The sequence below is a fragment of the Kitasatospora sp. NE20-6 genome, from assembly GCF_045862635.1.
In genome coordinates this window covers 333246-357633 of sequence record NZ_BPRL01000002.1, presented here as the reverse complement: position 1 = coordinate 357633, position 24388 = coordinate 333246, and the positions used below count along the sequence as shown (strand labels likewise).

17 protein-coding genes are annotated in these 24388 nt (G+C 75.2%); 9 read left to right on the top strand and 8 right to left on the bottom strand.

The genetic code is table 11. The features are described 5' to 3' along the window. Window positions 1-52: 52 nt before the first annotated feature. Together SNE206_RS02255 and SNE206_RS02250 are read right to left on the bottom strand one after the other, a co-directional pair. Window positions 53-2662, bottom strand: coding sequence for a SpoIIE family protein phosphatase (locus SNE206_RS02255; RefSeq protein WP_407911597.1), 2610 nt, complete (start codon window positions 2660-2662; stop codon window positions 53-55). 243 nt (window positions 2663-2905) lie between these two features. Next, window positions 2906-3169, bottom strand: coding sequence for a dsRBD fold-containing protein (locus tag SNE206_RS02250; RefSeq protein WP_405010242.1), 264 nt, complete (start codon window positions 3167-3169; stop codon window positions 2906-2908). A 195-nt stretch (window positions 3170-3364) separates the two neighbouring features. Between SNE206_RS02250 and SNE206_RS02245 the strand changes: the two genes are divergently transcribed. Together SNE206_RS02245 and SNE206_RS02240 are read left to right on the top strand one after the other, a co-directional pair. Further along, window positions 3365-3712: a tetratricopeptide repeat protein gene (locus tag SNE206_RS02245; RefSeq protein ID WP_407911596.1), complete on the top strand. Its 348-nt coding sequence runs from the start codon at window positions 3365-3367 to the stop codon at window positions 3710-3712. 234 nt (window positions 3713-3946) lie between these two features. Further along, window positions 3947-5428, top strand: a complete 1482-nt coding sequence (locus SNE206_RS02240) for a M1 family metallopeptidase (RefSeq protein WP_407911595.1) — start codon at window positions 3947-3949, stop codon at window positions 5426-5428. 108 nt (window positions 5429-5536) lie between these two features. On the opposite strand, the gene SNE206_RS02235 is transcribed toward SNE206_RS02240, so the two are convergent. Further along, window positions 5537-8638 carry a putative bifunctional diguanylate cyclase/phosphodiesterase gene (locus tag SNE206_RS02235; RefSeq protein WP_407911594.1) on the bottom strand — a complete coding sequence of 1034 codons (3102 nt, stop codon included), beginning with the start codon at window positions 8636-8638 and terminating at the stop codon, window positions 5537-5539. Window positions 8639-8747: 109 nt separating this feature from the next. On the opposite strand from SNE206_RS02235, the gene SNE206_RS02230 reads away from it, so the two are divergent. Then, the gene (locus SNE206_RS02230; RefSeq protein WP_407911593.1) at window positions 8748-12038 is read left to right on the top strand and encodes an amino acid adenylation domain-containing protein; all 3291 of its coding nucleotides are present in this window, start codon (window positions 8748-8750) and stop codon (window positions 12036-12038) included. Beyond that, complete coding sequence (locus SNE206_RS02225) at window positions 12035-12820, top strand: leucyl/phenylalanyl-tRNA--protein transferase (protein WP_407911592.1); 786 nt, start codon at window positions 12035-12037, stop codon at window positions 12818-12820. Before SNE206_RS02230 ends, SNE206_RS02225 begins: the two co-directional genes overlap by 4 nt. 79 nt (window positions 12821-12899) lie before the next feature. On the opposite strand, the gene SNE206_RS02220 is transcribed toward SNE206_RS02225, so the two are convergent. Both SNE206_RS02220 and SNE206_RS02215 read right to left on the bottom strand, forming a co-directional pair. Further along, window positions 12900-14147 carry an MFS transporter gene (locus SNE206_RS02220; protein ID WP_407911591.1) on the bottom strand — a complete coding sequence of 416 codons (1248 nt, stop codon included), beginning with the start codon at window positions 14145-14147 and terminating at the stop codon, window positions 12900-12902. 112 nt (window positions 14148-14259) lie between these two features. Continuing rightward, a complete protein-coding gene (locus tag SNE206_RS02215; protein WP_407911590.1) occupies window positions 14260-15510 on the bottom strand; it encodes a metallophosphoesterase in 1251 nt (416 codons plus the stop codon). Between the two features lie 236 nt (window positions 15511-15746). On the opposite strand from SNE206_RS02215, the gene SNE206_RS02210 reads away from it, so the two are divergent. The 4 genes from SNE206_RS02210 to SNE206_RS02195 all read left to right on the top strand — a co-directional run bounded on the left by SNE206_RS02210 (window position 15747) and on the right by SNE206_RS02195 (window position 20934). Then, a complete protein-coding gene (locus SNE206_RS02210) occupies window positions 15747-17087 on the top strand; it encodes a polysaccharide lyase family 1 protein (RefSeq protein WP_407911589.1) in 1341 nt (446 codons plus the stop codon). A 565-nt stretch (window positions 17088-17652) separates the two neighbouring features. Further along, window positions 17653-18525, top strand: a complete 873-nt coding sequence (locus SNE206_RS02205) for a transglycosylase SLT domain-containing protein (RefSeq protein WP_407911588.1) — start codon at window positions 17653-17655, stop codon at window positions 18523-18525. Between the two features lie 217 nt (window positions 18526-18742). Then, a complete protein-coding gene (locus SNE206_RS02200; protein WP_407911587.1) occupies window positions 18743-19735 on the top strand; it encodes a glycosyltransferase family 2 protein in 993 nt (330 codons plus the stop codon). Window positions 19736-20043: 308 nt separating this feature from the next. After that, window positions 20044-20934 carry an SGNH/GDSL hydrolase family protein gene (locus SNE206_RS02195; RefSeq protein WP_407911586.1) on the top strand — a complete coding sequence of 297 codons (891 nt, stop codon included), beginning with the start codon at window positions 20044-20046 and terminating at the stop codon, window positions 20932-20934. Between the two features lie 128 nt (window positions 20935-21062). Here the strand turns inward: SNE206_RS02195 and SNE206_RS02190 are convergent, their stop codons facing one another. Next, window positions 21063-21491 (bottom strand): CBS domain-containing protein, encoded by a 429-nt coding sequence (locus tag SNE206_RS02190; RefSeq protein ID WP_407911585.1) that lies wholly within the window; start codon window positions 21489-21491, stop codon window positions 21063-21065. A gap of 21 nt (window positions 21492-21512) precedes the next feature. Next, window positions 21513-22451 carry an SPFH domain-containing protein gene (locus SNE206_RS02185; protein ID WP_407911584.1) on the bottom strand — a complete coding sequence of 313 codons (939 nt, stop codon included), beginning with the start codon at window positions 22449-22451 and terminating at the stop codon, window positions 21513-21515. A 66-nt stretch (window positions 22452-22517) separates the two neighbouring features. Between SNE206_RS02185 and SNE206_RS02180 the strand changes: the two genes are divergently transcribed. After that, on the top strand, window positions 22518-23300 hold the full coding sequence (locus tag SNE206_RS02180) for a uracil-DNA glycosylase (RefSeq protein WP_407911583.1): 783 nt from the start codon (window positions 22518-22520) through the stop codon (window positions 23298-23300). Here SNE206_RS02180 and SNE206_RS02175 read toward each other — a convergent pair. After that, window positions 23239-24324 carry a CHAD domain-containing protein gene (locus SNE206_RS02175; RefSeq protein ID WP_407911582.1) on the bottom strand — a complete coding sequence of 362 codons (1086 nt, stop codon included), beginning with the start codon at window positions 24322-24324 and terminating at the stop codon, window positions 23239-23241. The genes SNE206_RS02180 and SNE206_RS02175 overlap by 62 nt on opposite strands. Window positions 24325-24388 lie beyond the last annotated feature (64 nt).

Sequence of the window (24388 nt, the reverse complement as noted above, 5' to 3'; positions counted from 1 at the left end):
CCGGTACCGGGCCCCGCCGACCCCGCCGGTCCCGGCGCCCCCGGCCAGGCTCTCAGGGCAGTGCCAGCTCGGCCCAGATGACCTTGCCCGACTCCGTGTACCGGGTGCCCCAGCGCTCGGCGAACTGCGCGACGAGGAAGAGCCCGCGCCCGCCCTCGTCGGTGCCGGCCGCGTACCGCAGGTGCGGGGAGGTGCTGCCGGTGTCGGAGACCTCGCAGATCAGCGCGCGGTCGCGGAGCAGCCGCACCCGGATCGGACCGCCGCCGTAGCGGATGGCGTTGGTGACGAGTTCGCTGAGGATGAGTTCGGTGCTGAACGCGAGGTCCTCCAGCCCCCAGCCGGCCAGCCGGCGGCCGACCTCGCCGCGCACCCCGGAGACGGCGCGGGGGTCGACGGGCACGTCCCACTGGGCGACGCGGTCGGCGGGCAGGACGCGGGTCCGGGCGACGACCAGCGCGATGTCGTCGGCGGGGTCGGCCGGGAGCATGGCCGCGAGCACGGAGTCGCAGGTCTGCTCGGGCGATTCGTCGGGGTGGGCGGCGAGGGTGGCGCGGAGTGCCTCCAGGCCCTCGTCGATGTCGCGGTGCCGGTCCTCGACGAGCCCGTCGGTGTAGAGCACGAGGTGGCTGCCCTCGGCGAGGTCGATCTCGACGGCCTCGAAGGGCAGTCCGACGAGGCCCAGCGGCGGCCCGGCGGGGAGTTCGGGGAAGTGGACGCCGCCGTCGGGGTGGACGACGGCGGGCAGCAGGTGTCCGGCCCGGGCCATGGTGCAGCGCAGCGAGACCGGGTCGTAGATGGCGTACAGGCAGGTGGCGCCGGTGATGGGGGCGTCGCCGTCGAGGGAGGCGCTCTGGTCGAGGCGGTTGACGAGCTCGTCGAGGTGGCCGAGGAGTTCGTCGGGCGGCAGGTCGAGGGCGGAGAAGGTGTGGACGGCGGTGCGCAGCCGGCCCATGGTGGCGGCGGCGTGCAGGCCGTGGCCGACGACGTCGCCCACGACGAGCGCGACCCTGGCGCCGGGCAGCGGGATGACGTCGAACCAGTCGCCGCCGACGCCGGCCTGGGCGGGCAGGTAGCGGTAGGCGAGGTCGAGGGCGTCCTGGTCGGGGAGGCTGCCGGGCAGCAGGCTGTGCTGCAGGGTGACGGCCATGGTGTGCTCGCGCGTGTAGCGGCGGGCGTTGTCGATGCAGAGGGCGGCGCGGGCGACGAGTTCCTCGGCGACGGAGCGGTCCTCGTCGTCGAAGGCCTCGGGCCGGTCGGAGCGCCAGAAGCTGGCCATGCCGAGCACCACGCCGCGGGCCTGCAGCGGCACGGTCATCAGCGAGTGCACGCCGTACGTCTCGACGCCGGCGACGCGCTCGGGGTGACGGGCGCGCCAGGCGGCGAAGGCGGCGGTGAGGTCGGCCTCGACGACGGCCTCGCCGGTGGCCATCGAGCGGCTGCGCGGGCTGCCGGGGACGAGCGGCACGGTCTCGCCGACCGGGATGAACGGCGAGTCGTCGCGCACCCCGCTGTGCCCGCTGCGCCGCATGGCGGAGGGCATGCCGGTCGGTTCCTCGCCGTGCAGGACGGGTTCGGCGAGGTCGACGGTGACGAAGTCGGCGAAGCCGGGCACGGCGGCGTCGGCGAGTTCCTGGGCGGTGCGGGCGACGTCGAGGGTGGTGCCGATGGCGCCGCTCGCCTCGTAGAGGAGCTGGAGGCGGCGGTCGGCGAGTTCGGCGCGGCCGGCGAGGGCCCGCAGCTCGGTGGAGTCGCGGAGGGTGACGACGCGCCCGGGTGGTCCGCCGACGACGTCGGTGGAGCGGACGCTGACGGCGAGCAGGCGGTCGCCCGCGCCGACCACCCGGTCGGTGACGGTGGCGCCGGAGGCCAGCAGGTCGTGGAGCGGCCGGTCGAGGCCGAGGTCGTCGAGGCTGCGGTGCTCGGTGTCGTCGGGCAGGCGCAGCAGGCGGCGTGCCTCGTCGTTGGCGAGCAGCGGGCGGCCGGTGCCGTCGAGGATGAGCACGCCCTCGCGGACGGCGTGCAGGACGGCGTCGTGGTGTTCGTACATGCGGGTCATCTCGGCCGGGTCGAGGCCGTGGGTCTGGCGGCGCAGGCGGCGGCCGACGAGGGCGGTGCCCACGGTGGCGAGCACGAGGGCGCCGGCGGCGGTGACGAGCAGCAGGGGCAGCTGGCGGTCGGTGGTGTCGGCGATCCGGGCTTCGCGGACGCCTGCGGAGACCAGGCCGACGACGGTGCCGTCGGTGGCGGTGACGGGCACGGTGGCCTGGACGAGGGGGCCGATGGTGCCCACGACGCTCTCGATGACGGGCTTTCCGGCGAGGGCGGGGGCGACGGTGCCGACGAACTTCTTGCCGATCCGGTCCGGCATGGGGTGGGTGTAGCGGATGGCCTCGGTGTTCATCACGACGATGAAGTCGACGCCGGAGGCCTTGCGGGCGGCCTCGGTCCTCGGCTGGAGGACGGCGGTCGGGTCGGGTGAGGCGAGGGCTGCGGCCGTGCCGGGCGCGTGGGCGAAGGTCTCGGCGACGGCGAGTGAGCGGTTGCGGGCCTCCCGGGTGGCGTCGCTGCGGGCCTGCAGCACGAGTTCGACGCCGGCGGCGACGACCAGCAGGAGCACGATGACGACCTGGAGGAAGAACACCTGGCCTGCGACGCTGCGCATTCTCAACGCCGACCACGGGCGTCGACCGGTGGAGTCGGGGACCGACAGGGCCCGGGATCGGCCCGTGAACCGGACCATATGCCCATGTGTACCCTGCGCAGCCCCGCCCGGCCAAGGGGCGCGGCGGGTGCGTCCCGGAGCCGGGCCGGGCGGTCACGCAGCGTGCGGGCGGCGGCGGGGCAGCGGTGTCCCGCCGACGGCCGTGCGGGCCTGCCGGCGGGTGGCCCGGGGGGAGGGCGGCGGTCAGTAGATCAGGTAGGAGGGGCGGTGCCCTTCGTCGGCGATCTCGCCGTCGGCGACGGACCGCAGTTTCCGGGAGAGTTCGTCGAGTGCGCGGGCGGCGGCCATCTCCTCGCCGATGCGGGCGAGCGGGCGGTCGTCGCGGCTGCGGACCGCCTCGCCGTGGCCGTTGAGCCCCGGGGCGTGCGAGCCGGTCAACCGCGCCTCGCAGGCCGTGTTCATGCCGTCCTCCTCGAAGCTGAGCTCCACGTCCCACTGGTTGTGCATCGCGCACACCTCCTGGTGGTCGGTCCCTGTTCCAGCGTGCGCCCGCGGGTGGGGCGGAGCAACCAGCGGCGGCGGGCACGGCGGAGGGGTGCCGGTCGCGGCGGAGGGCCGGGCCCGGCGGCCGGAATGCCCTGGGGTCGATGAATGTTCAACAAGGCAGCCGGGGTCCGACCGGCCGGAGCGAGAGGAGCCGCAGTGTTCCAGGACTACTTGAACGACGACACCACCGAGCAGTGGCGCTGGGCAGGCCTGTACTTCGACGCCAAGGAGTACTCCCAGGCCGCCGACCTCCTCGCCCGGGTGGTGGAGCGCGCCCCCGAGCAGGTCGGCCCGCGCCTGCTGCTGGCCCGCGCCTACTACCACTCCGCGCAGCTCGGACGCGCCGAGGAGCAGCTCCGCGAGGTGATCGCCCGCGACCCGGTCGAGCAGTACGCCCACCTGATGCTCGGCCGCACCCTGCAGCGCCGCGGCCGACCCGCGGAGGCGGCCCGCTGGCTGCGGCTGGCGTCCGCCCTGGAGGGCGGGGGTGCGCCGGACGCCTGAGCACCGGCACGCGGGCAAGCCCCGGGCACCCCGCCCGGGGCTTGCCCGCGTACCGGCCGGGGCCGGAGCGGGGCCGGGCCGGAGCCGCCGGGGCCGGGCCGGGGCGCGCGGCCAGGTGGCGGCAGGACATCTTGCATGGACACCTCAGCAAGGTGAGACTGGGGCCCGCCTGACGGAGGGTGGACCCGACCCGCCGTCAGCCGTCCGCACCCCCGACCGCACCGGAGGACCCCTGTGCGCACGAGGACGATCGTCTCGCTGGCCGCCGCCGCCCTGCTGCTGACCGGTCAGGCGTCCGCCGCCCCGGCCGGCGGCGCCGGCTCCCCCGGCATCGGCGACCCGTACTACCCGACGTACGGCAACGGCGGCTACGACGTCACCCACTACGACATCCGCCTGAAGTACCAGCCCGCCACCGACCGGCTGGAGGGCACCGCCACCCTGCTCGCCACCGCCACCCAGGACCTCACCCGCTTCGACCTCGACTTCGCCCTCGACGTGACCGGGGTGCTCGTCGACGGCCGCCCGGCGGCGTTCGCCGCCACCGGCGAGCAGGAGCTGGAGGTCACCCCAGCCGCGCCGATCCCCCAGGGCCGGCGCACCACCGTCGTGGTGCGCTACGCCGGCACCCCGTCCGCGGTGGCCCGGTACGGCTTCACCGCCTGGCTGCGCACGCCCGACGGCGGGGTCGCGGCCGGCGAGCCGGAGGCCGCCTGGTGGTGGTTCCCGAGCAACGACCACCCGGCCGACAAGGCCACCTTCGACGTGTCGGTGCTCGTGCCCGACGGCACCCAGGCCATCAGCAACGGCGACCTCGTCTCCCAGAGCTCCCGGGCCGGCTGGACCCGCTGGAACTGGCGCCAGGACAAGCCGCAGGCCACCTACCTCGCCACCCTCGCCGTCGGCCGGTTCGACATCACCCGGTCCACCAGCCCGGGCGGCATCCCGGTGCTCAACGCCTACAGCCGCGACCTCGGCGCCGACGACGGCGCGGCCCGCGCGAGCGTGGAGCGTACCGGCGAGCTCGCCGACTGGCTGACCGGCCGTCTGGGCCCGTACCCCTTCGGCTCGGTGGGCGGCTACGTGCCGAACGTGCGGACGACGGGCTACGCGCTGGAGACCCAGACCCGGGTGTTCTACAGCCCGCGGATGTTCTCGCGCGGCTCGAACACCTCGGTGGTGGTGCACGAGCTGGCGCACCAGTGGTTCGGTGACGCCGTGTCGGTCGGGCGCTGGAGCGACATCTGGCTGAACGAGGGCTTCGCCACCTACCTGCAGTGGCTCTGGTCGGAGCACGAGGACGAGGGCACCGTCCGCGAGCTCGCCGACTGGGTGTACGCCTCGCACCCGGCCGACGACCCGTTCTGGACGGTCCTGCCGGGCGACCCCGGGGCGCAGCACCAGTTCGACGCGGCCGTGTACGACCGCGGCGCGCTCGCCCTGCACGCCCTGCGCACCGAGGTCGGCGACGACGCCTTCTTCCGCATCCTCCGGGGCTGGCCCGCCGAGCACCGCTACGGCAACGCGACCGTCGCCGACTTCCGCCGGTACGCGGAGCTGGTCTCCGGCCGGCCCCTGGGCGACCTGCTGCGGACCTGGCTGTTCACGCCGTCGAAGCCGGCCCTCGGGGCGGTGGCGGCCGACCCGGCGGTCCGTCCGGCGGCCCCGCGGGAGCCGCGCTCCTGGGCGGCGATCCTCGGCGCCCGGCAGCACTGACGGACACCGCGCCGGGCCGCCGCGGCGAACGGCGGCCCGGCGCGGCTCACGGCCCGGCGCCGCACGGTGCGGTGCCGGCTGCGTTGCGGTGCCGGCTGCGGCGCGGTGTCAGCTGCGGCCGATGTGCAGGCCCGCCGGCCGGGCGTCGTCGTCCACCAGCCGCCCGGCCTGGTCGTTCGTCAGCGGGCGGGCGAACAGGTAGCCCTGGCCGAGCGGGCATCCCATCGCGGCGAGCAGGTCGCGCTGGACGGTGTTCTCGATGCCCTCCGCGATGACCTGCACGCCCAGCGTGTCGGCGATCCGCGCGATGCCCTCGACGAGCGCGTACTGCTGCTGGGAGTGGCCCAGGCCGTCGATGAACGACTTGTCGATCTTCAGGATGGAGATCGGGAACTCGCGCAGGTAGCTCAGCGAGGAGTAGCCGGTGCCGAAGTCGTCGATGGCGATCCGGACGCCGAGGTCGCCGAGCATCTGCATGTCGGTGCGCACGCGCTCGTCGCGGCGCATCAGCACCGTCTCGGTGAGCTCCAGCACCAGGGTGCCCGGCTCGATGCCGCTCTGGTCGATGACCCGGCGGACGGTGTCCACGAACCCGGCGTCGCGGAACTGCCGCCCGGACACGTTGACGCTCACCCGCAGCGGAGACCGCCCGTCGGCCGCCCGCAGGCCGCCGCTGAGGCGCTGCCACTCCGCCGCCTCCGTGACGGCCCGTTCCAGCACCCAGGCGCCGAGCGGCACGATCTGGCCGCTCTCCTCGGCGAGCGAGATGAACTCCTCGGGCAGCACCATGCCGCGCCGCTCGTGCGGCCAGCGCACCAGCGCCTCGAAGCCGACCAGGGCGCTGTTGGTGAGGTCGACGATCGGCTGGTAGTACAGCGCGAACGCGGACTCCGCGATGGCCGTGTCCAGGCTCTCGTTCAGCTCGTGGCGTTCGACGAGCCCGGCCTGCAGCGCGGGCCGGTACCGGCACCACTGCCGCTTGCCGGCCGCCTTCGCCGAGTACAGCGCGAGGTCGGCGTGGGTGAGCAGCTCGGCGCCGTCCTCGCTGTCCTCGGTCGTCGCGACACCGACGCTCGCCGCCACCCGCACCGCGCCCGAGCTGAGCCGGAACGGCTCCTCGAAGACGGCGAGCACCGCGGTGGCCGTGGCGCCGACGTCGGCGGGCGAGAGGGCGTCCTCGACGAGCACGGCGAACTCGTCGCCGCCGAGGCGGGCGGCGGTGTCGGAGGTGCGCAGCGCGGTGGAGATCCGCAGCGAGACGGCGACCAGCAGTTCGTCGCCGACCGCGTGGCCCTGGGTGTCGTTGACGACCTTGAAGTCGTCGAGGTCGATGAAGAGCACGCCGGTGACGGTGCCGCGCCGGCCGCTGCGGGACAGCGCGTGGCCGACGCGGTCCTGGAAGAGCACGCGGTTCGCCAGGCCGGTCAGCGAGTCGTGGAACGCCCGGTGGGTGAGTTCGCGCTCCATCTGCCGCTGGTCGGTGACGTCGCGCAGGGTGAGCACGAGGCCGCCGACGGTCGGGTCGTCGCGCAGGTCGTTCCAGCGCACCTCGGCCTCGATGACGCTGCGGTCGTTACGCAGCAGCCGCCAGTGCTCGCGCTGCTCGGCCTGTTCCCGGGTGCGCATGCGCAGCAGGGCCTGGTTGACGGCCCTGCTGTCCTCCGGCGGCACGAGGTCGATCAGCGGCCGCCCGTCGACCGAGGGGTATCCGAGGACCCGGTCCGCCGAGGAGCTGGCGTACCGGATGGTGTCGTCCGCGCGCAGGATGAGGATGACGTCGGAGGCGCTCTGCACCAGGGTGCGGAAGTAGAGCTCGCTGTTGCGGCGGTTGATCTCCTCGCTGAGCATGACCCGCTCGACCGCCAGGGCGGCCTGGGCGGCGAGGATGTCGAGGGTGCCCCATAAGGCGGTGAGCCGGTGCTCGGTGCCGCCGACGACGAGGGCCCCGATCATCGGGTCGCCGGAGGGGCGCTTCGCCAGCACGAGGGGGCAGATCAGGGCGCTCGGGGCGCCGTCCAGCCGGGTCGCGAGGCTCTCGTCGAGGGAGGCGACGTGCACCAGGCGGCTCCCCCGGATGCTCCCGATCTCGATCGGGCCGTCGGCGTCGACGTGCAGGGTGGCCTCGCCTCCGACGGCGAGCAGGGCGACGTGCGCGGGCTCGGCGGGCACGAGGGCGGAGGCGGCGGTGCGCACGGCCTCCGCGACCTGGTCGACGGTGGCCGCGCCGCCGAGTTCGGCGCCGGCCATCCGCAGCACGCGTTCGCGTTCGACGGCGTGGCGGTGGGCCAGCACCACCCCGGCGAGCCGGGAGAGCACCAGCAGGAAGAGGATCGCGGAGAACCCGCCGATGACGGCGGCGCTCACGGAGTCGCCCTGGGTGACCTCCAGCACGAGCATCGTCGGGGCGATCAGCGAGGCGATGGTGAGCAGCGCGATCCGGCCGCGGCTGATGTCGGCCGGCTGGGTGGGGATGGGTCTGGTCAGCTCCACCATCGACGGGTGCAGCGCGGCGGCGCCCCACGCCGCGTAGAGGACGGCCCAGCCGATCTCGACGGGGGTGCCGATCCGCCAGACGCCGTGGAGCTGGACGAGCCCGTACAGCACGTCGGAGACGAGCAGGCCGATGGTGCCGACGGTGAGCATCAGCATCGCCGGGCTCTTGCCGCCGCGCGGCACCAGCAGCCGCATCAGCATGGCGAGCACGAGGACGTCGCCGAGCGGGTAGGCGATGGAGACGGCCTTCTGGAACCAGGTCAGTTCCGGGTTCCGCGCGTACGGGACGATCAGGTACATCCAGCTGAGCAGCGCGAGGCCGACGGTGAGCGTCAGGGCGTCGATGAGGCTGCCGCGGTCCTGGTGGGCCGTGCGCCATCGGATGAAGCCCCAGACACCGGCCGCGTACAGCACGAACTCGGCCAGGTAGAAGGCGTCCGCGAGTGACGGGAACGCCACCTGGTGCAGGTATTCGGTCAGGATGACCTGGACGACCTCGCCGCAGGTGAAGCTGAGGTTCGCCACCGCCAGCAGGTACCAGGACCTGGCGTGGACGGGCCTGTTGAGTCGCACACCGATGACGATGGCGACGAACGAGCTCAGACCGATACCGGTCCACCAGATGATGCGGTCGGCCGGGAAGCGGTAGTAGACCAGCGTCAGCAGGGCGATCCAGGCCACGTAACAGGCCGTCAGCCGCTGTCGTCGACGTGTCAACCCAGCTACCTCCCTCGGAGGTGGTGAGCTGATCCGCTCGGGAATGGGGCGTTCCAATCATACATAGCTGAGCACGAGTGCCTATAGTCGAGATTGTCGGGGGCGGTCCGTGGCGGGCGGCGGAGGCCGCGGCCGTGCCGGAGCACCCGGCACTCCCCGTCCCCTGCTCAACTTCCGCCGTCTGTCGAGGTCGTCGCCGGTGGAACAGTCGCATCGTGTCCAGCAGTCCCGTTCCGGGAGCCACCGCGTGGTGTCGAACGCGGACGGGCAGCACGCGCTCTGGCCCGACCGCCTCCCGGTGCCCGAGGGCTGGCACAGCGTGTTCGGCCCCGCCGACCGGGAGACGTGCCGCACCGCGGTCGAGGCCCGCTGGCAGGGGCTGCGGCCCACCGGCGCGGGCGGCCCGGGACGCACCGTGCACGGACTCTTCCGGGAACAGGCGGCCCGCCGGCCCGGCGCGACCGCGGTGGTGTGCGACGACGGCCCGCTGACCTACCGCGAGCTCGACGGGCGCAGCGACCGTCTCGCGGAGGAGCTGCGGGCGCTGGGCGTCGGCCCGGACGTCGTGGTGCCGGTGTGCGTGGAGCGCAGCGGCGACATGGTGGTGGCGCTGCTGGCGGCGCTGAAGGCGGGCGGCGCGTTCCTGCCGCTGGATCCGGCCCATCCGGACCTGCGGCTCGCCGGGCTGGCCGCGGACGCGGGCGGTGGCCCGGTGGTGACCAGTCGTGAGCACGCGGGCCTCTTCCCGCGGGGCGTGCTGGTCGAGGCGTACCGCTCGGCGGGCCCGCCGTCGTCGGTGCCGCCGCCGGACGTGACGCACCCCGACGACCTGGCGTACCTGATCTACACCTCGGGCACCACGGGCGAGCCGAAGGGCGTGCCGATCAGCCACCGCACGATGGTCTTCACGCTCTCCCGGGTGGCCGAGGCGTACGGGCTGTCGCCGGCCGACCGCGTGCTGCAACTGGGCGCGCTGGGCTTCGACACCTCGCTGGAGCAGATCTTCACGCCGCTGCTCAACGGTGCCGCGCTGGTGCTGGCCGGCCGGCATCCGTGGGCGCCGATCGAGCTGGCCCACCGGCTGCCGGAGCTGGGCATCACGGTGGCGGACCTGACGCCGACCTACTGGCACCGGCTGCTGTCGGTGCTGCCCGGCCACGGGAGGGCGGCGACCTCGCTGCGGCTGCTCGTGGTGGGCGGTGACGCGGTGCCCGCGGAGGACTGCCGGACGACGCTGGCGCGGCTGCCGGGCACCCGGCTGCTGAACGCCTACGGGCTGACCGAGACCGGCATCACCTCGACCCTGTGCGAGATCCACCCGGGGCTGCTGGCGCAGCCGGCGCACGCGCCGGTGCCGGTGGGCCGTCCGCTGCTCGGCACCCACGTGCACGTGCTCGACCCGGAGCTGAGACCGGTGCCGCCCGGGCAGCGCGGTGAGGTGTACATCGGCGGTCCCGGTCTGGCGCGTGGTTACTGGAAGCGTTCCGGACTGACTGCAGAAAGGTTTCTGCCGGAGCCGTACGCGGGCGCCCCCGGCGGCCGCATGTACCGCACCGGCGACACCGGCCGGTGGCGCCCCGACGGCAACCTGGAGCTGATCGGACGGGCCGACGACCAGGTCAAGATCCGCGGCTACCGGGTCGACCCCGGCGAGGTGGAGTCGGTGCTCGGCGAGCACCCGGCCGTCGCCGAGGTCCGCGTGGTCCCCGGCGAGAGCGCCGGGGGCCGCGCCCTCACCGCCTACTACACCACGCACGGCGCACGGCCCGACGACCTCCGCCCGTACCTCGCCGCCCGCCTGCCCGACCACCTCGTGCCCAGCGCGTTCGTGCCCGTCGACCGGATGCCGGTCACCCTGAGCGGCAAGATCGACCGGGCCGGCCTCGCCCGCCGCGGCCCGCGCCACGACCACACCGGCGACAGCCCCGGCACCACCGTGCAGGCCGGGCTCGCCTACCTGTGGGCCCAGATCCTCGACGTCGAACACGTCGGCCCCGACGACGACTTCTTCGCCCTCGGCGGCAACTCGCTGCTCGCCATGGAGATGCTCGCGCGGGCCCGGATCATGTTCGGCATCGGCATCGACCGCATCCGGCTGCTCACCCGCTCCCTCCTCAAGGACCCCACCCTCGGCGCCTTCACCGCCGTCACCCGCGACGCCCTCGGCGCAGGCCCGGCCGAGAACGGCCAGCAGGTCGACTTCGCCGCCGAGGCCGAACTCGGCGTGCCCGTCCACCGCGGCCGCGACGCCACCGCCCCCCGCTGGCGCCAGCCGTCCGACATCCTCCTCACCGGCGCCACCGGCTTCTGCGGCAGCCACCTGCTGCGCGCCCTCCTGGAGACCACCGACGCCCGGGTGCACTGCCTCGTCCGCGCACCCGACGCCGAGCACGGCCTGGAACGACTGCGCGCCGCCCAGCAGCGCTACCTGCTGCGCGACCTGCACTCCGACCGGGTCGTCCCGGTCGTCGGCGACCTCGCCGAACCGCTCCTCGGACTGGGCAGGCAGGGCTTCGAACGGCTGGCCGGCACCGTCGACCTCATCCACCACCTCGGCGGACAGGTCAACTTCCTCTACCCGTACCACCAGCTGCGGGCCGCGAACGTCGCCGGCACCCGCGAGATCATCCGGCTCGCCGGGCACTCCCGGGCGATACCCGTGCACTACCTGTCGAGCATGGCCGTCCTCGCCGGCTACGGACCGGCCGGCACCCGGCACCTCACCGAGGAGAGCCCGCTCGCCCACCCCGAACAGCTCTCCGTCGGCTACGTCGAGAGCAAGTGGGTCGCCGAGGCGCTGCTGCACCACGCCGCCGCGGCGGGCCTGCCGGTCACCGTCCACCGGGTCAACGACGTCACCGGCGACCTCCGGCACGGCGTCATCAACCCCGGCACCGAACTCTCCGCCCTCATCCGCTACCTCTGGGACAGCGGCACCGCCCCCGACGTCGACCTCCCGCTCGACTTCGTGCCCGCCGACGCGTTCACCCGCGCCCTCGCCCTCGTCTCCACCCGCGAACCCGCCGAGGGACACGTGCTGCACCTCACCAACCCCGCCCCCGCCGGCCTCGCCGACCTCGCCGCACGCATCACCGCCCGCGGCCGGCCCGTCGAGCAACTCCCCTACGCCGACTGGGTACGCCGCCTGATCTCCTTCGCGAACACCCACCCCACCCACCCCATCACCGCGTTCGTGCCGCTGTTCGTCGACCGCGCCGAGGGCACCGAACTGACCATCAGTGAGATGTACTTCCGGCCGACCTTCCCCGAGTTCACCCGCACCAACGCCGAGAAGGCGCTCGCCGGCGCCGGCATCACACTGCCCCCCGTCGACGCCGAACTCCTCGACTTCTACCTCGACCGCCTGGAGGCCAGCGGCGAACTGGAGCACGTCGCATGACCGCGGGCAGCACCTGGTGGCCGACCGTCGACCTCGGCCGGGCCCCCGCCGACGCACCCGCGGCCTTCTGCGCCGACCTCACCCCGGACTCCCTGCTCGCCGGCTACCGGGCCGGAGCCTTCCCGCTGCCCGCCGCCGACCAGTACGCCCTGTGGATGAACGAGGCCCGCCACGAGGACGAGGTCGCCGCCGGCACCGTCGCCGCCCCCGCCGACGACGCCGCCGACGGCACCGCGTACGGCGTCGCCTGGTGGTGCCCCGACCCGCGACCCGTCATCCGGCCCGGCGGCGCCCGCATCGGCCGCCGCCTCGCCCGCCGCCTCCGCCGGGACACCGCCTGGACGACCACCGCCGACAAGGCCTTCGCCGAGGTCGTCGACCGCTGCGCCCACGGCCGCAGCCCCGCCTGGCTCACCGCCGGACTGCGCAGCTCCCTCACCGCCCTGCACGCCCGCGGACAGGCCCACAGCGCGGAGGTCTGGGAGGACGGCGCGCTCGTCGGCGGCGTCTTCGGCGTGCGCGTCGGCGCCGTGCTCAGCCTCGACTCCATGGTCGGGCTGCGCCCCGACGCCGCCCGCGTCGCCGTCGCCGACCTCGCGGAACGCTTCGCGGAGAGCGGCGGGCAGCTGCTCGACGCCCAGTGGGACGGCCCGCACATCCGCAGCCTCGGCGCCGAGCCCATGCCGCGCGCGGACTACCTGGCGCTGCTCCGCGGCGGCGGTACAGCCGGGCCGCCGCCGGGCGAGGAACGGCCCGCGGCACGGCTCGGGAGGCACGGGTGAACGCCCGGGCCTGACGGCCCCCACGGGCTCACGGGCTCACGGGCTCAGGTCGTGACGGCCGGCCGGGGCCGTGGCGGCCTCATGACGCGGACGCCTCCCCGGCCGCGGCGGCACCCGGCCCGGCCGCCGGGCCCGGGTACCCGGCGGCGGGCGGCCCGCCCGGCTCCCCCGGGATGACCGCGGCGGCCACCAGCGGGAACGCCGCCGCCAGGGCGAAGGCCGGCGCGAAGCCCTGGGCGGTGATCAGCGCACCGGCCAGCGGCGGCACCAGGACGACCGCGGCGTGCTGGCCGACCCCGTGCGCGCCGAGCGCCCGGCCGGCCCAGGCCGGGCCGGCCGACTCCGCGACCGCGGTGTTGTGCAGGCCGTTCGTCGACACCGTGAGCCCGGAGGCGAGCAGCAGGGCCGCCGTGCCGAGCGGCGAGGGCCACAGCGCCCCGGCGGCCAGCAGCAGCACGTCCGCCGCGGTCAGCAGGGCGAGCAGGCGCATCGGCCGGACCCGGCTGCCGACCGTGTCCGACCACCAGCCCGCGAGCAGCCGCACCGCGGCGCCGGCCAGGTTGGCCGCCGCCAGCACCGTGCCAGCCCCGGCCACCGACCAGCCGCGGGCCCCGACCAGGAACACCAGCGCGAAGCCCGTCACCACGAACTGCGGCACCGCCAGCAGGGCGGCCGCGCCGTGCAGCCGCCACAGCCGGCCGCCGCGGTACGGGCCGGGCCAGGGCACCGGCCCCGCCCCCGCCGGGCGGGGAGGGTCCGCCGCCAGCAGCAGCACCGCCAGCCCGGCCAGGGCGCACAGCGCCGCGCAGAAGCCGAGGGCGGCGGGCAGGCCCGCGTGACGGGCGAGCGGCGGCAGCACCGCGGCGGCGAGCCCCACGCCGAGCGGCTGGGCCGCCTGGCGCACCCCCATCGCCACGCCGCGCCGGTGCGGCGGGAACCAGCCGATCACCAGCCGGCCCGACGACGCGTTGACCGCGGCACCGAACGCCCCCACCAGCACGAGCAGCACCGCCAGGAGGTGCACCTGCGGTGCGGCGGCGGCCGCCGCGAGCAGGGCAGCGGCGGGCAGCAGGCCGGCCGCCAGCGCCGCGCGTTCACCCCGGCGGTCGGCGACCACACCCCAGGCGATCATGGTCACCATGACGCCCAGGATCGGACCGGAGACGAGGATCCCGGCCCCGGCGAGCGAGACGCCGAACCTCTGCCGGAACGCCGGGACGAGGTAGGGCAGCCCGTAGAGCGCGGTGGTCATGGCGGTCTGGCCGCCCGTCCCCACGGCCAGCATCAGCCACCTGCGGCGCGTACGGTCCGCGCGGTCCCCGGTCATGCCCGGACCCTAGCCCCGGCCCCTCCGGCGGGACCGGGAATTCCGCCCTGCGGGACGGGCGCGGGACGGGAACGGGACGGGAACGGATGGGGCGGCGCGGGCGGCGCGGGCCTCAGGCCCGGAGCGAGGCCAGCGTCACGATGGTGATGTCGGACGGGGCCCCGACCCGCACCGGCGGGCCCCAGGCACCCGCGCCGCGGGTGACGTACAGCTGGGTGTCGCCGTAGCGCTCCAGTCCGGCCACCGTCGGGTTCGCCAGTTCCGCGAGGTAGTTGCCCGGCCACAGCTGCCCGCCGTGGGTGTGGCCGGACAGCTGGAGGTCGACCCCGCGCCGGACGGCCTCGTGGACGGCCACCGGCTGGTGGGCCATCAGCACGGCCGCGCGGGTCCGGTCGCGGTCGCCGAGGGCCCGGCCGTAGTCCGGCCCCTGGCCCTCCGCCGTGCCGGCGATGTCGTTCACGCCGGCGAGGTCGAAGTGCGGGAGTTCGGTGCGGGCGTTCTCCAGCGGGTGCACGCCGAGGTCGCGGACGAAGTCCACCCACTCCGCCGCACCGGAGAAGTACTCGTGGTTGCCGGTGACGAAGTAGGCGCCGTCCCGCGCCCGCAGGCGGGCGAGCGGCTCGGCGGCCGGGCCCAGGTCGGCCACGCTGCCGTCCACCAGGTCGCCGACCACGGTGATCAGGTCCGGCTGGGCGCTGTTGATGGTGTCGACGATGCGCTGCGTGTGCGCCCGCCCGAGGATCGGCCCGAGGTGGATGTCGCTGACCACGGCGATCCGGTAGCCGTGGGCCTGCCGCGGCAGCTTCGCCAGCGGCACCGTCACCTGCTTCAGCCGGGGCCCGCGCAGCACGCCGTACGCGCCGTTGCCCACCACCGCGGCGGCGGCACCGCCCGCGGCGATCGCCACCCCGCGGGCCACCAGCAGCCGCCGCGACGGGTCGGCGGGCCCGGGGCGGTCACCGGCGGCGGCCCCGCCGGGGCGGGCGTCGCCCCCGGACGGCTCCGCGCCGACGGCGCCCGCCGGCACCGGCTCGCGCTCGGGCTGCGGCACGGACCCGCGGCGGGCCCGGAGCAGCAGCGGCCGCACGGCCTCGCCGACCAGCAGCCCCAGCACGAGGTAGAGCAGCACCGCCAGCCACAGGTAGCCCGGCCAGGCCAGCCAGCGCTCGGCGGCGATCGGGAGGGCGCGCCCGCCGGCCAGGGCGCCGAGGGAGAGCAGCGGCAGCACCACGGCGAGCGCCGTGCCGGTCCGCCGCCAGGCGCTGCGGGGTGCCGAGACGTCCCGGACGACCCGGCGCCAGACGTACCAGTGGACGAGCGTGAGCAGGCCGACGGCCACCAGCAGGGCGAGCGCGATCATCATGCGGCCAAGTATCCGTGCCCGGCCGCGGGCTCCGGCGCGCGGGGGCGGCCCGGTCGCGGACCGGCTCCGGTTCGGGGCGTTCCACCCGGCCGCCGAATTCACATCCATGAACATTGGTCGACTTGTAGAACAAGGTGCTGCACGGCCGTTGACTCGCGCAAGAGCAGATCCCTAGGGTCCATCCACGGACACGATCGGTGTTCATCATGCTGAACCTCATCTCCCGGAGACCGTTCATGCGCCCTCACCGCCGCCTCCGCGCAGCCGCCCTCCCGGTGCTGTGCTCGCTCGCCCTCGCCGGCGCCGTCGCCCCGGCCGCGGCCACCCCGGTCGGCGACCACCGCCCGACACCCTTCGGCCGCGCCGCCCTGCCCACGTCCGACGGCTGGGGCTCCGCCACCACCGGCACCACCGGCGGATCCGCCGCCGACGCCGCGCACACCACGGTCGTCCGCACCCGGGCGGAACTCGTCGCGGCCCTCGGCGGCGACAACGCGGCCAACGGCAGCAACGCCACCCCCAAGCTCGTCTACGTGGCGGGCACCATCGACCTCAACACCGACGACTCCGGCCACGCGCTCGGCTGCGACGACTACGCCGCCGGCACCGGCTACACCCTGGACGCCTACCTCGCCGCCTACGACCCCGCGGTCTGGGGCCGCACCGCCGAGCCCACCGGCGAGCTGGAGACCGCCCGGGTCGCCGCACAGAAGGCCCAGGCCCGGCAGATCCAGATCGCCGTCGGCTCCAACACCACCCTGGTCGGCCTCGGCCGCAACGCCCGCCTGCTCGGCGGCAACCTCCTGGTGAAGAAGGCGGACAACGTCATCGTCCGCAACCTCACCCTGGAGGACGCGGCCGACTGCTTCCCCCAGTGGGATCCGACCGACACCGCCGTCGGCAACTGGAACTCCGAGTACGACAGCATCACCCTCTACACGGCCACCCACGTCTGGGTCGACCACAGCACCTTCACCGACGGCGCCAACCAGGACGCCGACCAGCCGCTGTACTTCGACCGCCCCTACCAGGTGCACGACGGCCAGCTCGACATCACCAACGCCTCCGACTACGTCACCGCGTCGTGGAACGTCTTCAAGGACCACGACAAGACCAACCTCGTCGGCAGCAGCAACAGCTCCACCACGGACCCCGGGCACCTGCGCGTCACCTTCCACCACAACCTGTGGCAGAACACCGGGCAGCGCGCGCCGCGCGTCCGCTTCGGCCAGGTCGACGTCTACAACAACGTGTACGCGGTCGGCACCGGGGCGTACGAGTACAGCATCGGCGTCGGCAAGGGCTCGCAGATCGTCGCCGAGCACAACTACGTCAGGCTGCCGTCCGGCGTGCCCGCCTCGAAGGTCCTCTACAACTGGGGCGGCACCGGGCTCACCGCCGCGGACAACCTCGTCAACGGCCGCCCGGGCGACCTGATCGGCGCCTTCAACACGGCCAACCCCGCCACCCCGCTCGGCACCTCGGCGGGCTGGACGCCGACACTGCGCCGCGAGGTCACCCCGACCGTCGCCCTCCCCTGGGTCGTCGGCGCCCGCGCGGGCGCCGGGCGGCTCTGACGGGTCCGCCACCGGATCCGGCCCCGCCACGGGCGCCGGGACCACCGGCGAGTGACCGCACCGTCGCGGAGCGCCGACGACGGACCGCAGGGGCTGTGAAGCGCCCCACACGGATCCACCGACCTACTGCCCCGCGTAGTCGTCGCGGCCCGGCCACCACGGCCGGGCCGCTGTCGTACGCGCCCGCGCGGGCGGACCGCCGCCCTCCCGGGCAGGCGACGGCGCTGGTCGGGCCCCGTGCCGCGGCCGGTCCGCGGCTCCGCGCGTCCACGCCGTGGACGGAGGGTGAACGGCTCCGGGGCGGCCGGGCCGGACCCGCACGCCCCGCCGCGTCTACGATCGCGCGTCGTAGTGGAGGTCGTTGCCGCCGCCGGGCACGTCTGCGAAGAATGAGCCGGTCACCACGGAGCGCGGTCCGATTCCGCCGCGCATCCCCCGCCCGCTCCGCCGTCGCCGGTGCGCCCAGGCCGGTCCGCACGGCCTGCGGGCTGTTCTTCCCGAACACGCTCCGCGACACCCGTGTGCCCGGAATCGGCCCCGCCCGACGGAGAGGTTGTCCCGCTTCATGCCGCAGCTGCCGAAGACCACGCCACGCCCGAACCCACCGCGCCCCGACCGGCCGCTCGCGCGCCTGCCGTTCGTACGTCTGCCGTCCGTGCGTCTGCGGTTCGCGGGCCTGCCGCTGAAGAACGTGCCGCTGCGGCACCGCCGGCACGCCCTCGTGACGGGCCTCGCCACGCTCGCGATCACCGGCACGGCGACCCTCGCGCTGGCCATCCCGCAGGACACCACCTCGGCGGCCGTGGCCGACGCCCCCGCCCCCCTCTCGGCCGCCGCCAGCACCGGCAGCAGCGCCAGCACCGGCCCGACCGTCGCGGAGCAGCTCGCCACGGCGAAGGACCGGGCCGACGCCATGACCCGGCCGGCCGCCGACCAGGCGCAGGCGCAGGCCGAGGCGGAGGCCAGGGCGAAGGCCGACGCAGAGGCCAAGGCCAAGGCCGAGGCGGACGCCAAGGCCGCGGCCGAGGCGAAGGCGGCGGCCGACGCGAGGGCGAAGGCCGAGGCGGACACCCGTGCCCAGGCCGACGCCAGGGCGAAGGCCGAGGCGGCCTCCCGCTCCCAGCAGCGCAAGGCCGTCGAGTCCGCGCCCTCCGGCAGCCCGCGCCGGATCGCGGCACAGCTGGTGCCCGCGAACCAGCTGCAGTGCTTCAGCAACATCGTGGCCCACGAGAGCAGCTGGAACGTGCGCGCGGTCAACCCGTCGTCCGGCGCGTACGGTCTGGTGCAGGCCCTGCCGGGCACCAAGATGGCCTCGGCCGGTGCCGACTGGCGGACCAGCGCGACCACCCAGATCAGGTGGGGCCTGAACTACATGAACGAGCGCTACGGCAGCCCCTGCGGCGCCTGGTCGTTCTGGCAGGCGCACCACTGGTACTGACCGGCCCGGCGCACCGCGCCCGGCACGCGGCGGCACGCGGCCGGCCGGGGCGCGTACCAGCAGGTAACCCGGAGTGGCGGACAGTGACCGATTGTCGGTGTTCGACGGAGGAAACGTGGAGATTTCGCGTACGATCCGAAGCTTTGGTCCGACAATCATCCGATTTACTGCGGTTCAGGCCATTGCGTGCGCCTGTACACACCTTTAGCCTCCCGCCATGGCTCCACCCCTGATCTCCGTCGTGCTCCCCTCCCACGATCGGAACGGCCAGCTGAAGGAGTGCCTCGACGCACTGCTCGCCCAGTCGTTCCGCGACTTCGAGGTCGTCCTGGTCGTCGACCCCTCGCCCGACTGCCCCGAGCGCACCGCGGAGGCGTACGGCATGCGCGACCCGCGGATCACCGTGCTGAGCCTCAACGCCGCCGTCGGCATCGGCCGGGCCCGCAACGCCGGGGCCGCCCGGGCGCGCGGCGACTACCTGCTGTTCCTCGACAGCGACCACCTCGTCGACCCCGACGCCTTCGGCGCCCTCGCCGAGCGTCTCTCCGAGACCGGCGAGGTCGACGTCCTGCTCTTCGGCCACGAGCGGCTCCACCGCGACCGGCTCTGGCCCGGCGCCGGCACCGCCGTCCTCGCCGAGGCCGGTCCGCAGGTCGGCCCGGCCGCCGACCGCCCCGCCCTGATCGGCACCCCGCCGCTGATCTGGGACCGCCTGCTGCGCCGCGGCACGGTGCCGCCGTTCCCGGACGGCCACTACGACGAGATCCCCGTCGCGCACGGCACCCTCGTCGCCGCCGACCGCATCGCCGTGCTGCCGCGGTCCTGCGTGACCATCCGCCGCCGCCACACGCTGCACCCGGCGGGCTCACCGGGCGCCAGCCAGTTCGACCTCTTCGACCAGTACGCCCGCAGCTTCGACCTCCTCGGCGCCGCACCGGCCGCCGACGTGCTGCGCCCCCACCTCTTCACCCGGATGATCCGGCACCTGCTCTTCGTCTTCGACCTCGCCGGGTGCGTCGACCGCGCCGAGCGTCCGCAGTTCTTCCAGCGGGCCTCCGAGCACTACCGCAGCCACCTCCCGGAGGGCTACCGCCGGCCCGACGGCCGCGAGGGCGTCAAGTTCTCGCTGCTCGCGAGCGGGGCCTACGCGGCCTTCGAGGTCGCCAAGCTCACCCACATCGCCCGCGGCGCGGTGACCGGCCGCCGCTGAACCCGTACGCCGGGCCGGGCCGCCGGTCGGTGGCCCGGCCCGGCCCGGACTCCGCACGGCAGGTCAGGCACTGCCACCCGTCGGGGTGATGACGCCGGGGGCGGGCCGGAGCCCGCCGCCCACGCGACCGCCGTGTACGCCTTCCCCAGCCGACCCGGCCGACCCTGCACCCATCGCCCCGGCCGCCCGGCCCAACCGGCCCCGCCCGCCGGGCGGTTCGTCGCGCCCGACCCCTACCCACCGGTCCTACCGCGCAGTAGCCTCGCCGGGCCGCACCCCCACGTGCAGCCCCCACCACCGGAGGCCCGATGCGCACCCTCATGCCCGGACGCAGCCGACTCGCCGTCGCCGCAGCCCTGTTGACCGCCACCGTGCTCGGCCTGGGCACCGCCCCGGCCACGGCCGCGACCGCGACCGCCGGACGTGACGACGTCCCACGGCACTACCTCGCCCTCGGCGACTCGCTCGCCGCCGGCTACCAGTCCACCCCCGACGGCGGCCACGTGGTCGGCCGCGGCTACGCCCAGGACATCGCGAGGACTCTCGCCGACCGCGCCGCGACCCGGGGCCGGGCCTTCGACTTCACCGACCTCGGCTGCCCCGGCGAGACCACCGGCACGATGGCCGGCGGCGGATGCCCCTACCCGCATCCGTACGCCGACTCCCAACTCGCCGCCGCCGTCCGCTTCCTGCGCGAGCACCGCGACGAACGCGTGCTGGTCACCCTGGACATCGGCGCGAACGACGTGAACCGCTGCGCGGCCGGCGGCTCGATCGACGTCCCCTGCACCCTCGCCGGCATCGCCACCGCCGGCCGCGGCCTGTCCGGGATCCTCACCCAGCTGCGGGACGCCGCCGGGCCGCGCACCCGGATCATCGGCATGAACCTCTACGACCCGTTCCTCGCCGCATGGCCGACCGGCGAGCAGGGCCGCGCCACGGCCCTCGCCTCGGTGCCGCTCTCCAACGCGCTGAACGCCGTCATCGCACTGACCGACGCCGCGCACGGCGTGCCCACCGCGGACGTCGCCCGGGCCTTCGGCACCAACACCTTCCTGCCGATGGTGCCCCTCGGCGACACGAAGGTGCCCGCCAACGTCGCCCGCATCCTGCAGTGGACGGCCATGGCGCGCGGCGACATCCACGCGAACGACGCCGGCTACCAGGTCATCGCCGACACCTTCCTGGCGCTGCTCTGACCCCGGCGGCTCCGACCCCGCGGCCCTGACCCCACGGCGACGGGTCCGGCCGGGCGGTGGCACCCGCCCGGCCGGACCCGCCACCGGGCCGGACCGACCCCGGCGCAGCGCGACCGGCCAGGACCCGGCTACTCGTCGTCGGCGCAGATCACCGAGACGAACTCGGCGACCCGCTCCTGCGGCATGTGGCGGGCGATGTCCGCCTCGCTGATCATCCCGACCAGCTTGTGGTCGGGATGGTTGATCACCGGCAGCCGCCGGACCAGGTGCTGCTCCATGATGCGCAGGACCTGCTCGGCGTCCTCGTCCTCCTCGATGACCGTCGGACGTCCGACGGCCAGGTCGACGGCCTTGACCATGGACGGGTCGAGGCCCTCGGCGACGCACTTCAGGACGATGTCACGGTCGGTGAGGATGCCCAGCAGCTTCTGGTTCTCCCCGCAGATCGGCAGGGCGCCCACCCCTCGGTCCTTCATGATGCGGGCCGCGTCGGCCAGGGTCTCGAACTCGCCGACGCACTCCGCCCCCGGGTGCATGATCTCTCTGGCTGTGGTCATGGTCAGGCCTCCCGCCGTGCCTCAGACCCCCGCCCCTCCATCGTGGTCCCCGGCACGCGGCGACGCCACCTCGGGCCGCTCGCCGTCCGGCGCGCCGTCCACCGGGGCGAGCGGCGACTGCGCCAACACCTCTTCCAGCGGCGGGAGATCCGCCAGGTCGACCGGTGCGGCGGCGGGCGCCTCCGACGGGGCGGCGCCCTGCGCCTTCTCCGTGGCACTCTCCAGGAAGCGCAGCAGTTCCACCGGGAACGGCAGCACCAAGGTCGAGTTCTTCTCCGCCGCGACCTCCACCACCGTCTGCAGCAGCCGCAGTTGGAGGGCGGCCGGGGTCGTGCTCATGATCGCGGCGGCCTCGGAGAGCCGGGACGACGCCTGGTACTCGCCGTCCGCGGTGATGATCCGCGCCCGGCGCTCCCGTTCGGCCTCCGCCTGCCGCGACATCGAGCGCTTCATCGACTCGGGCAGCGCGACGTCCTTGATCTCCACCCGGTCGATCTCGACGCCCCAGCCCAACGCCGGGCTGTCGAGCATGAGTTCCAGCCCCTGGTTGATCGGCTCGCGGTTGGCCAGCAGGTCGTCGAGCTCGCTCTTGCCGATGATCGACCGCAGCGACGTCTGCGCGACCTGCGAGATCGCGAAGTTGTAGTCCTGCACGTTGACGGTGGCGCGCACCGGGTCGACCACCCGGTAGTACACGACGGCGTCGACCCGCACGGTCACGTTGTCCCGCGTGATGCCCTCCTGCGCGGGGATCGGCATCGTCACGATCTGCACGTTGACCCGTTTCATCCGGTCGGCCACCGGCAGGATCACCGCCAGCCCGGGGCCGCGCACCTCCTCGCGCACCCGGCCGAACCGGAACACCACACCGCGCTGGAACTGCTGCACCACCCGTGCGCTCAGCCCGGCCCACACCGCCAGGACGACCAGCGCCCCCAGAACCACGTCGAGAAGGATCATCTCGTCACCTCGGGCACCCCAGTGACCCCCACCGTCCACGCTACTCCGGCGCCTACGATCTGCGGCATGGAGCGCCAGCCGCACGCCGACGACACCGCCCGGACCGACCCGCAGCACCCCGGCCACCCCGCCGCCGCCGCGGCGGCCTGCACCACGCTCGCCGGCCTCGACGAACGCGTCACCCACTGCCGGGCCTGCCCCCGCCTGGTCGCCTGGCGCGAGGAGGCGGCGCGCACCAAGCGCCGGGCCTTCCTCGCCGACGACTACTGGGCCCGGCCGATCCCCGGGTTCGGCCCCGCCGACGCGCCGCTCGTCCTGCTCGGCCTCGCACCCGCGGCGCACGGCGCGAACCGCACCGGACGGATCTTCACCGGCGACCCCTCCGGCGACCTGCTCTACGCCGCCCTGCACGAGCTCGGCCTCGCCTCCCGGCCGCACGCGACGTGGCGCGACGACGGCATGGTGCTGCACGGCGTCCGCATCACCGACCCGGTGCGCTGCTGCCCGCCGGAGAACCGGCCCACCCCGGAGGAGCGCGACACCTGCGGCCCGTGGATCGCCCGCGAGTTCGACCACCTGCGCCCCACCGTGCGCACCGTCGTCGCACTCGGCGGCTTCGCCTGGCAGGCCGCACTGCCCGTGCTGGCCGCCCACTGGCGGATCCCGCGTCCCCGGCCGGTCTTCGGGCACGGCGCCCGGGTGACCCTGCCGGCCGCCGACGGCGGTGCCCCGCTGGAACTCCTCGGCTGCTACCACGTGAGCCCGCGCAACACGTACACCGGCCGGCTCACCCCGGCGATGCTGCGCGACCTCCTCGCGACCGCCGCGGAGTCCGCGGGCCTGCGGTGACCGCCGCGGCCGGCACCGGCCCCCGGAACCGGGGCTTCCGGCCCGCCTCCCGCCACACCTCCGGCAGCCGGGCCCGCTCCTGCGCCGCGGCGTCGGACTGCCCCCCGTGGAGCACCCCGTACGCGAAGGCGTGCGCCGGGTCGTCCGCGGCCAGGCCGCGCAGCGTGCCGCAGGCCACGACCGCGTCCTGGTGCGCGCCGAGGATGTCCTGCAACGCCTTCATGCCGCGGGTGAAGCGCTCCGCGGCAACGCCCGCCGGCTCGCCCGCGTACCGGGCCCGCTTGGCGGCCTTCCGTGCCTCGTGCAGGGCCGCCGCGACGGCCTCCCCCGGCTCGGCCGTGCCGGCCGCGTCGAGCCGGCGCGCCACCCGCCGCTGCTGGCGGCGGGCCGTCCGGGCGAGGACGGGGAGGGCCGGCCCCTCGGCGCGGGCCGTGAACCGCGGCTGCCCGGCGAGGGAGCGCAGCGCCGCCAGCAGGGCCGGGAAGGCCGGGCCGTCCAGCGCCGCCAGCGTCTCGGGCCGGGCCTGCGCCGTCCGCCCGGCCGCCCAGTGCTCCATCGCCGCGACGACCTCCTGCGGCCCGCACTCGGGCGGCAGGGCGCGCGCCGCGGTGGTGAGCCGCTCGGCGATCACCTCGGTGTCGCGGGCGGTGCCGAGAGCGGCCGCCAGCGCCCGGAGGGCGGAGATCAGCGCGGTGGTGTCGGCACCGATCAGCGGCCGGTACGCCTGCAGGGTGCTGCGCAGCCGCCGGCAGGTGACCCGCATCCGGTGCACCGCGTCGGGCCGGTCCGCGCGGACGTCGGCGGCGAGCCCGGCGAGGGTGGCGGTCTGCGCGGCGATCCACGCGCCCAGCACGTCCGCCGCGGTCGGGCCGGGTCCGTCCCGGCCCGGGGAGGCCGGCTCTCCGGGCCGCGCGACGGCGGCCTGTGTGGTGGCGGCCTTCGTGGTGGCGGCCCGCGGGACGGCGTCCTTCGTGGTGGCGGCCCGCGTGGTGGCGGGGCCGGGCGGGTCGGCGGTGTGCGGCACCCTGACCAGCCTCCTCCGGCGTACGTCCCCCGGACCTCCCAGGGTAGGCCGGGACCGCCCGTCG

What these genes read in the sequence shown, in the direction of transcription:
- SNE206_RS02225 (WP_407911592.1), top strand. Translation starts at nt 12,035, where the DNA reads ATGACCGCGGGCAGCACCTGGTGGCCGACCGTCGACCTCGGCCGGGCC.
- SNE206_RS02185 (WP_407911584.1), bottom strand. Translation starts at nt 22,451, where the DNA reads ATGATCCTTCTCGACGTGGTTCTGGGGGCGCTGGTCGTCCTGGCGGTG.
- SNE206_RS02250 (WP_405010242.1), bottom strand. Translation starts at nt 3,169, where the DNA reads ATGCACAACCAGTGGGACGTGGAGCTCAGCTTCGAGGAGGACGGCATG.
- SNE206_RS02205 (WP_407911588.1), top strand. Translation starts at nt 17,653, where the DNA reads ATGCCGCAGCTGCCGAAGACCACGCCACGCCCGAACCCACCGCGCCCC.
- SNE206_RS02255 (WP_407911597.1), bottom strand. Translation starts at nt 2,662, where the DNA reads ATGCGCAGCGTCGCAGGCCAGGTGTTCTTCCTCCAGGTCGTCATCGTG.
- SNE206_RS02195 (WP_407911586.1), top strand. Translation starts at nt 20,044, where the DNA reads ATGCGCACCCTCATGCCCGGACGCAGCCGACTCGCCGTCGCCGCAGCC.
- SNE206_RS02190 (WP_407911585.1), bottom strand. Translation starts at nt 21,491, where the DNA reads ATGACCACAGCCAGAGAGATCATGCACCCGGGGGCGGAGTGCGTCGGC.
- SNE206_RS02215 (WP_407911590.1), bottom strand. Translation starts at nt 15,510, where the DNA reads ATGATGATCGCGCTCGCCCTGCTGGTGGCCGTCGGCCTGCTCACGCTC.
- SNE206_RS02220 (WP_407911591.1), bottom strand. Translation starts at nt 14,147, where the DNA reads ATGACCGGGGACCGCGCGGACCGTACGCGCCGCAGGTGGCTGATGCTG.
- SNE206_RS02180 (WP_407911583.1), top strand. Translation starts at nt 22,518, where the DNA reads ATGGAGCGCCAGCCGCACGCCGACGACACCGCCCGGACCGACCCGCAG.
- SNE206_RS02210 (WP_407911589.1), top strand. Translation starts at nt 15,747, where the DNA reads ATGCGCCCTCACCGCCGCCTCCGCGCAGCCGCCCTCCCGGTGCTGTGC.
- SNE206_RS02200 (WP_407911587.1), top strand. Translation starts at nt 18,743, where the DNA reads ATGGCTCCACCCCTGATCTCCGTCGTGCTCCCCTCCCACGATCGGAAC.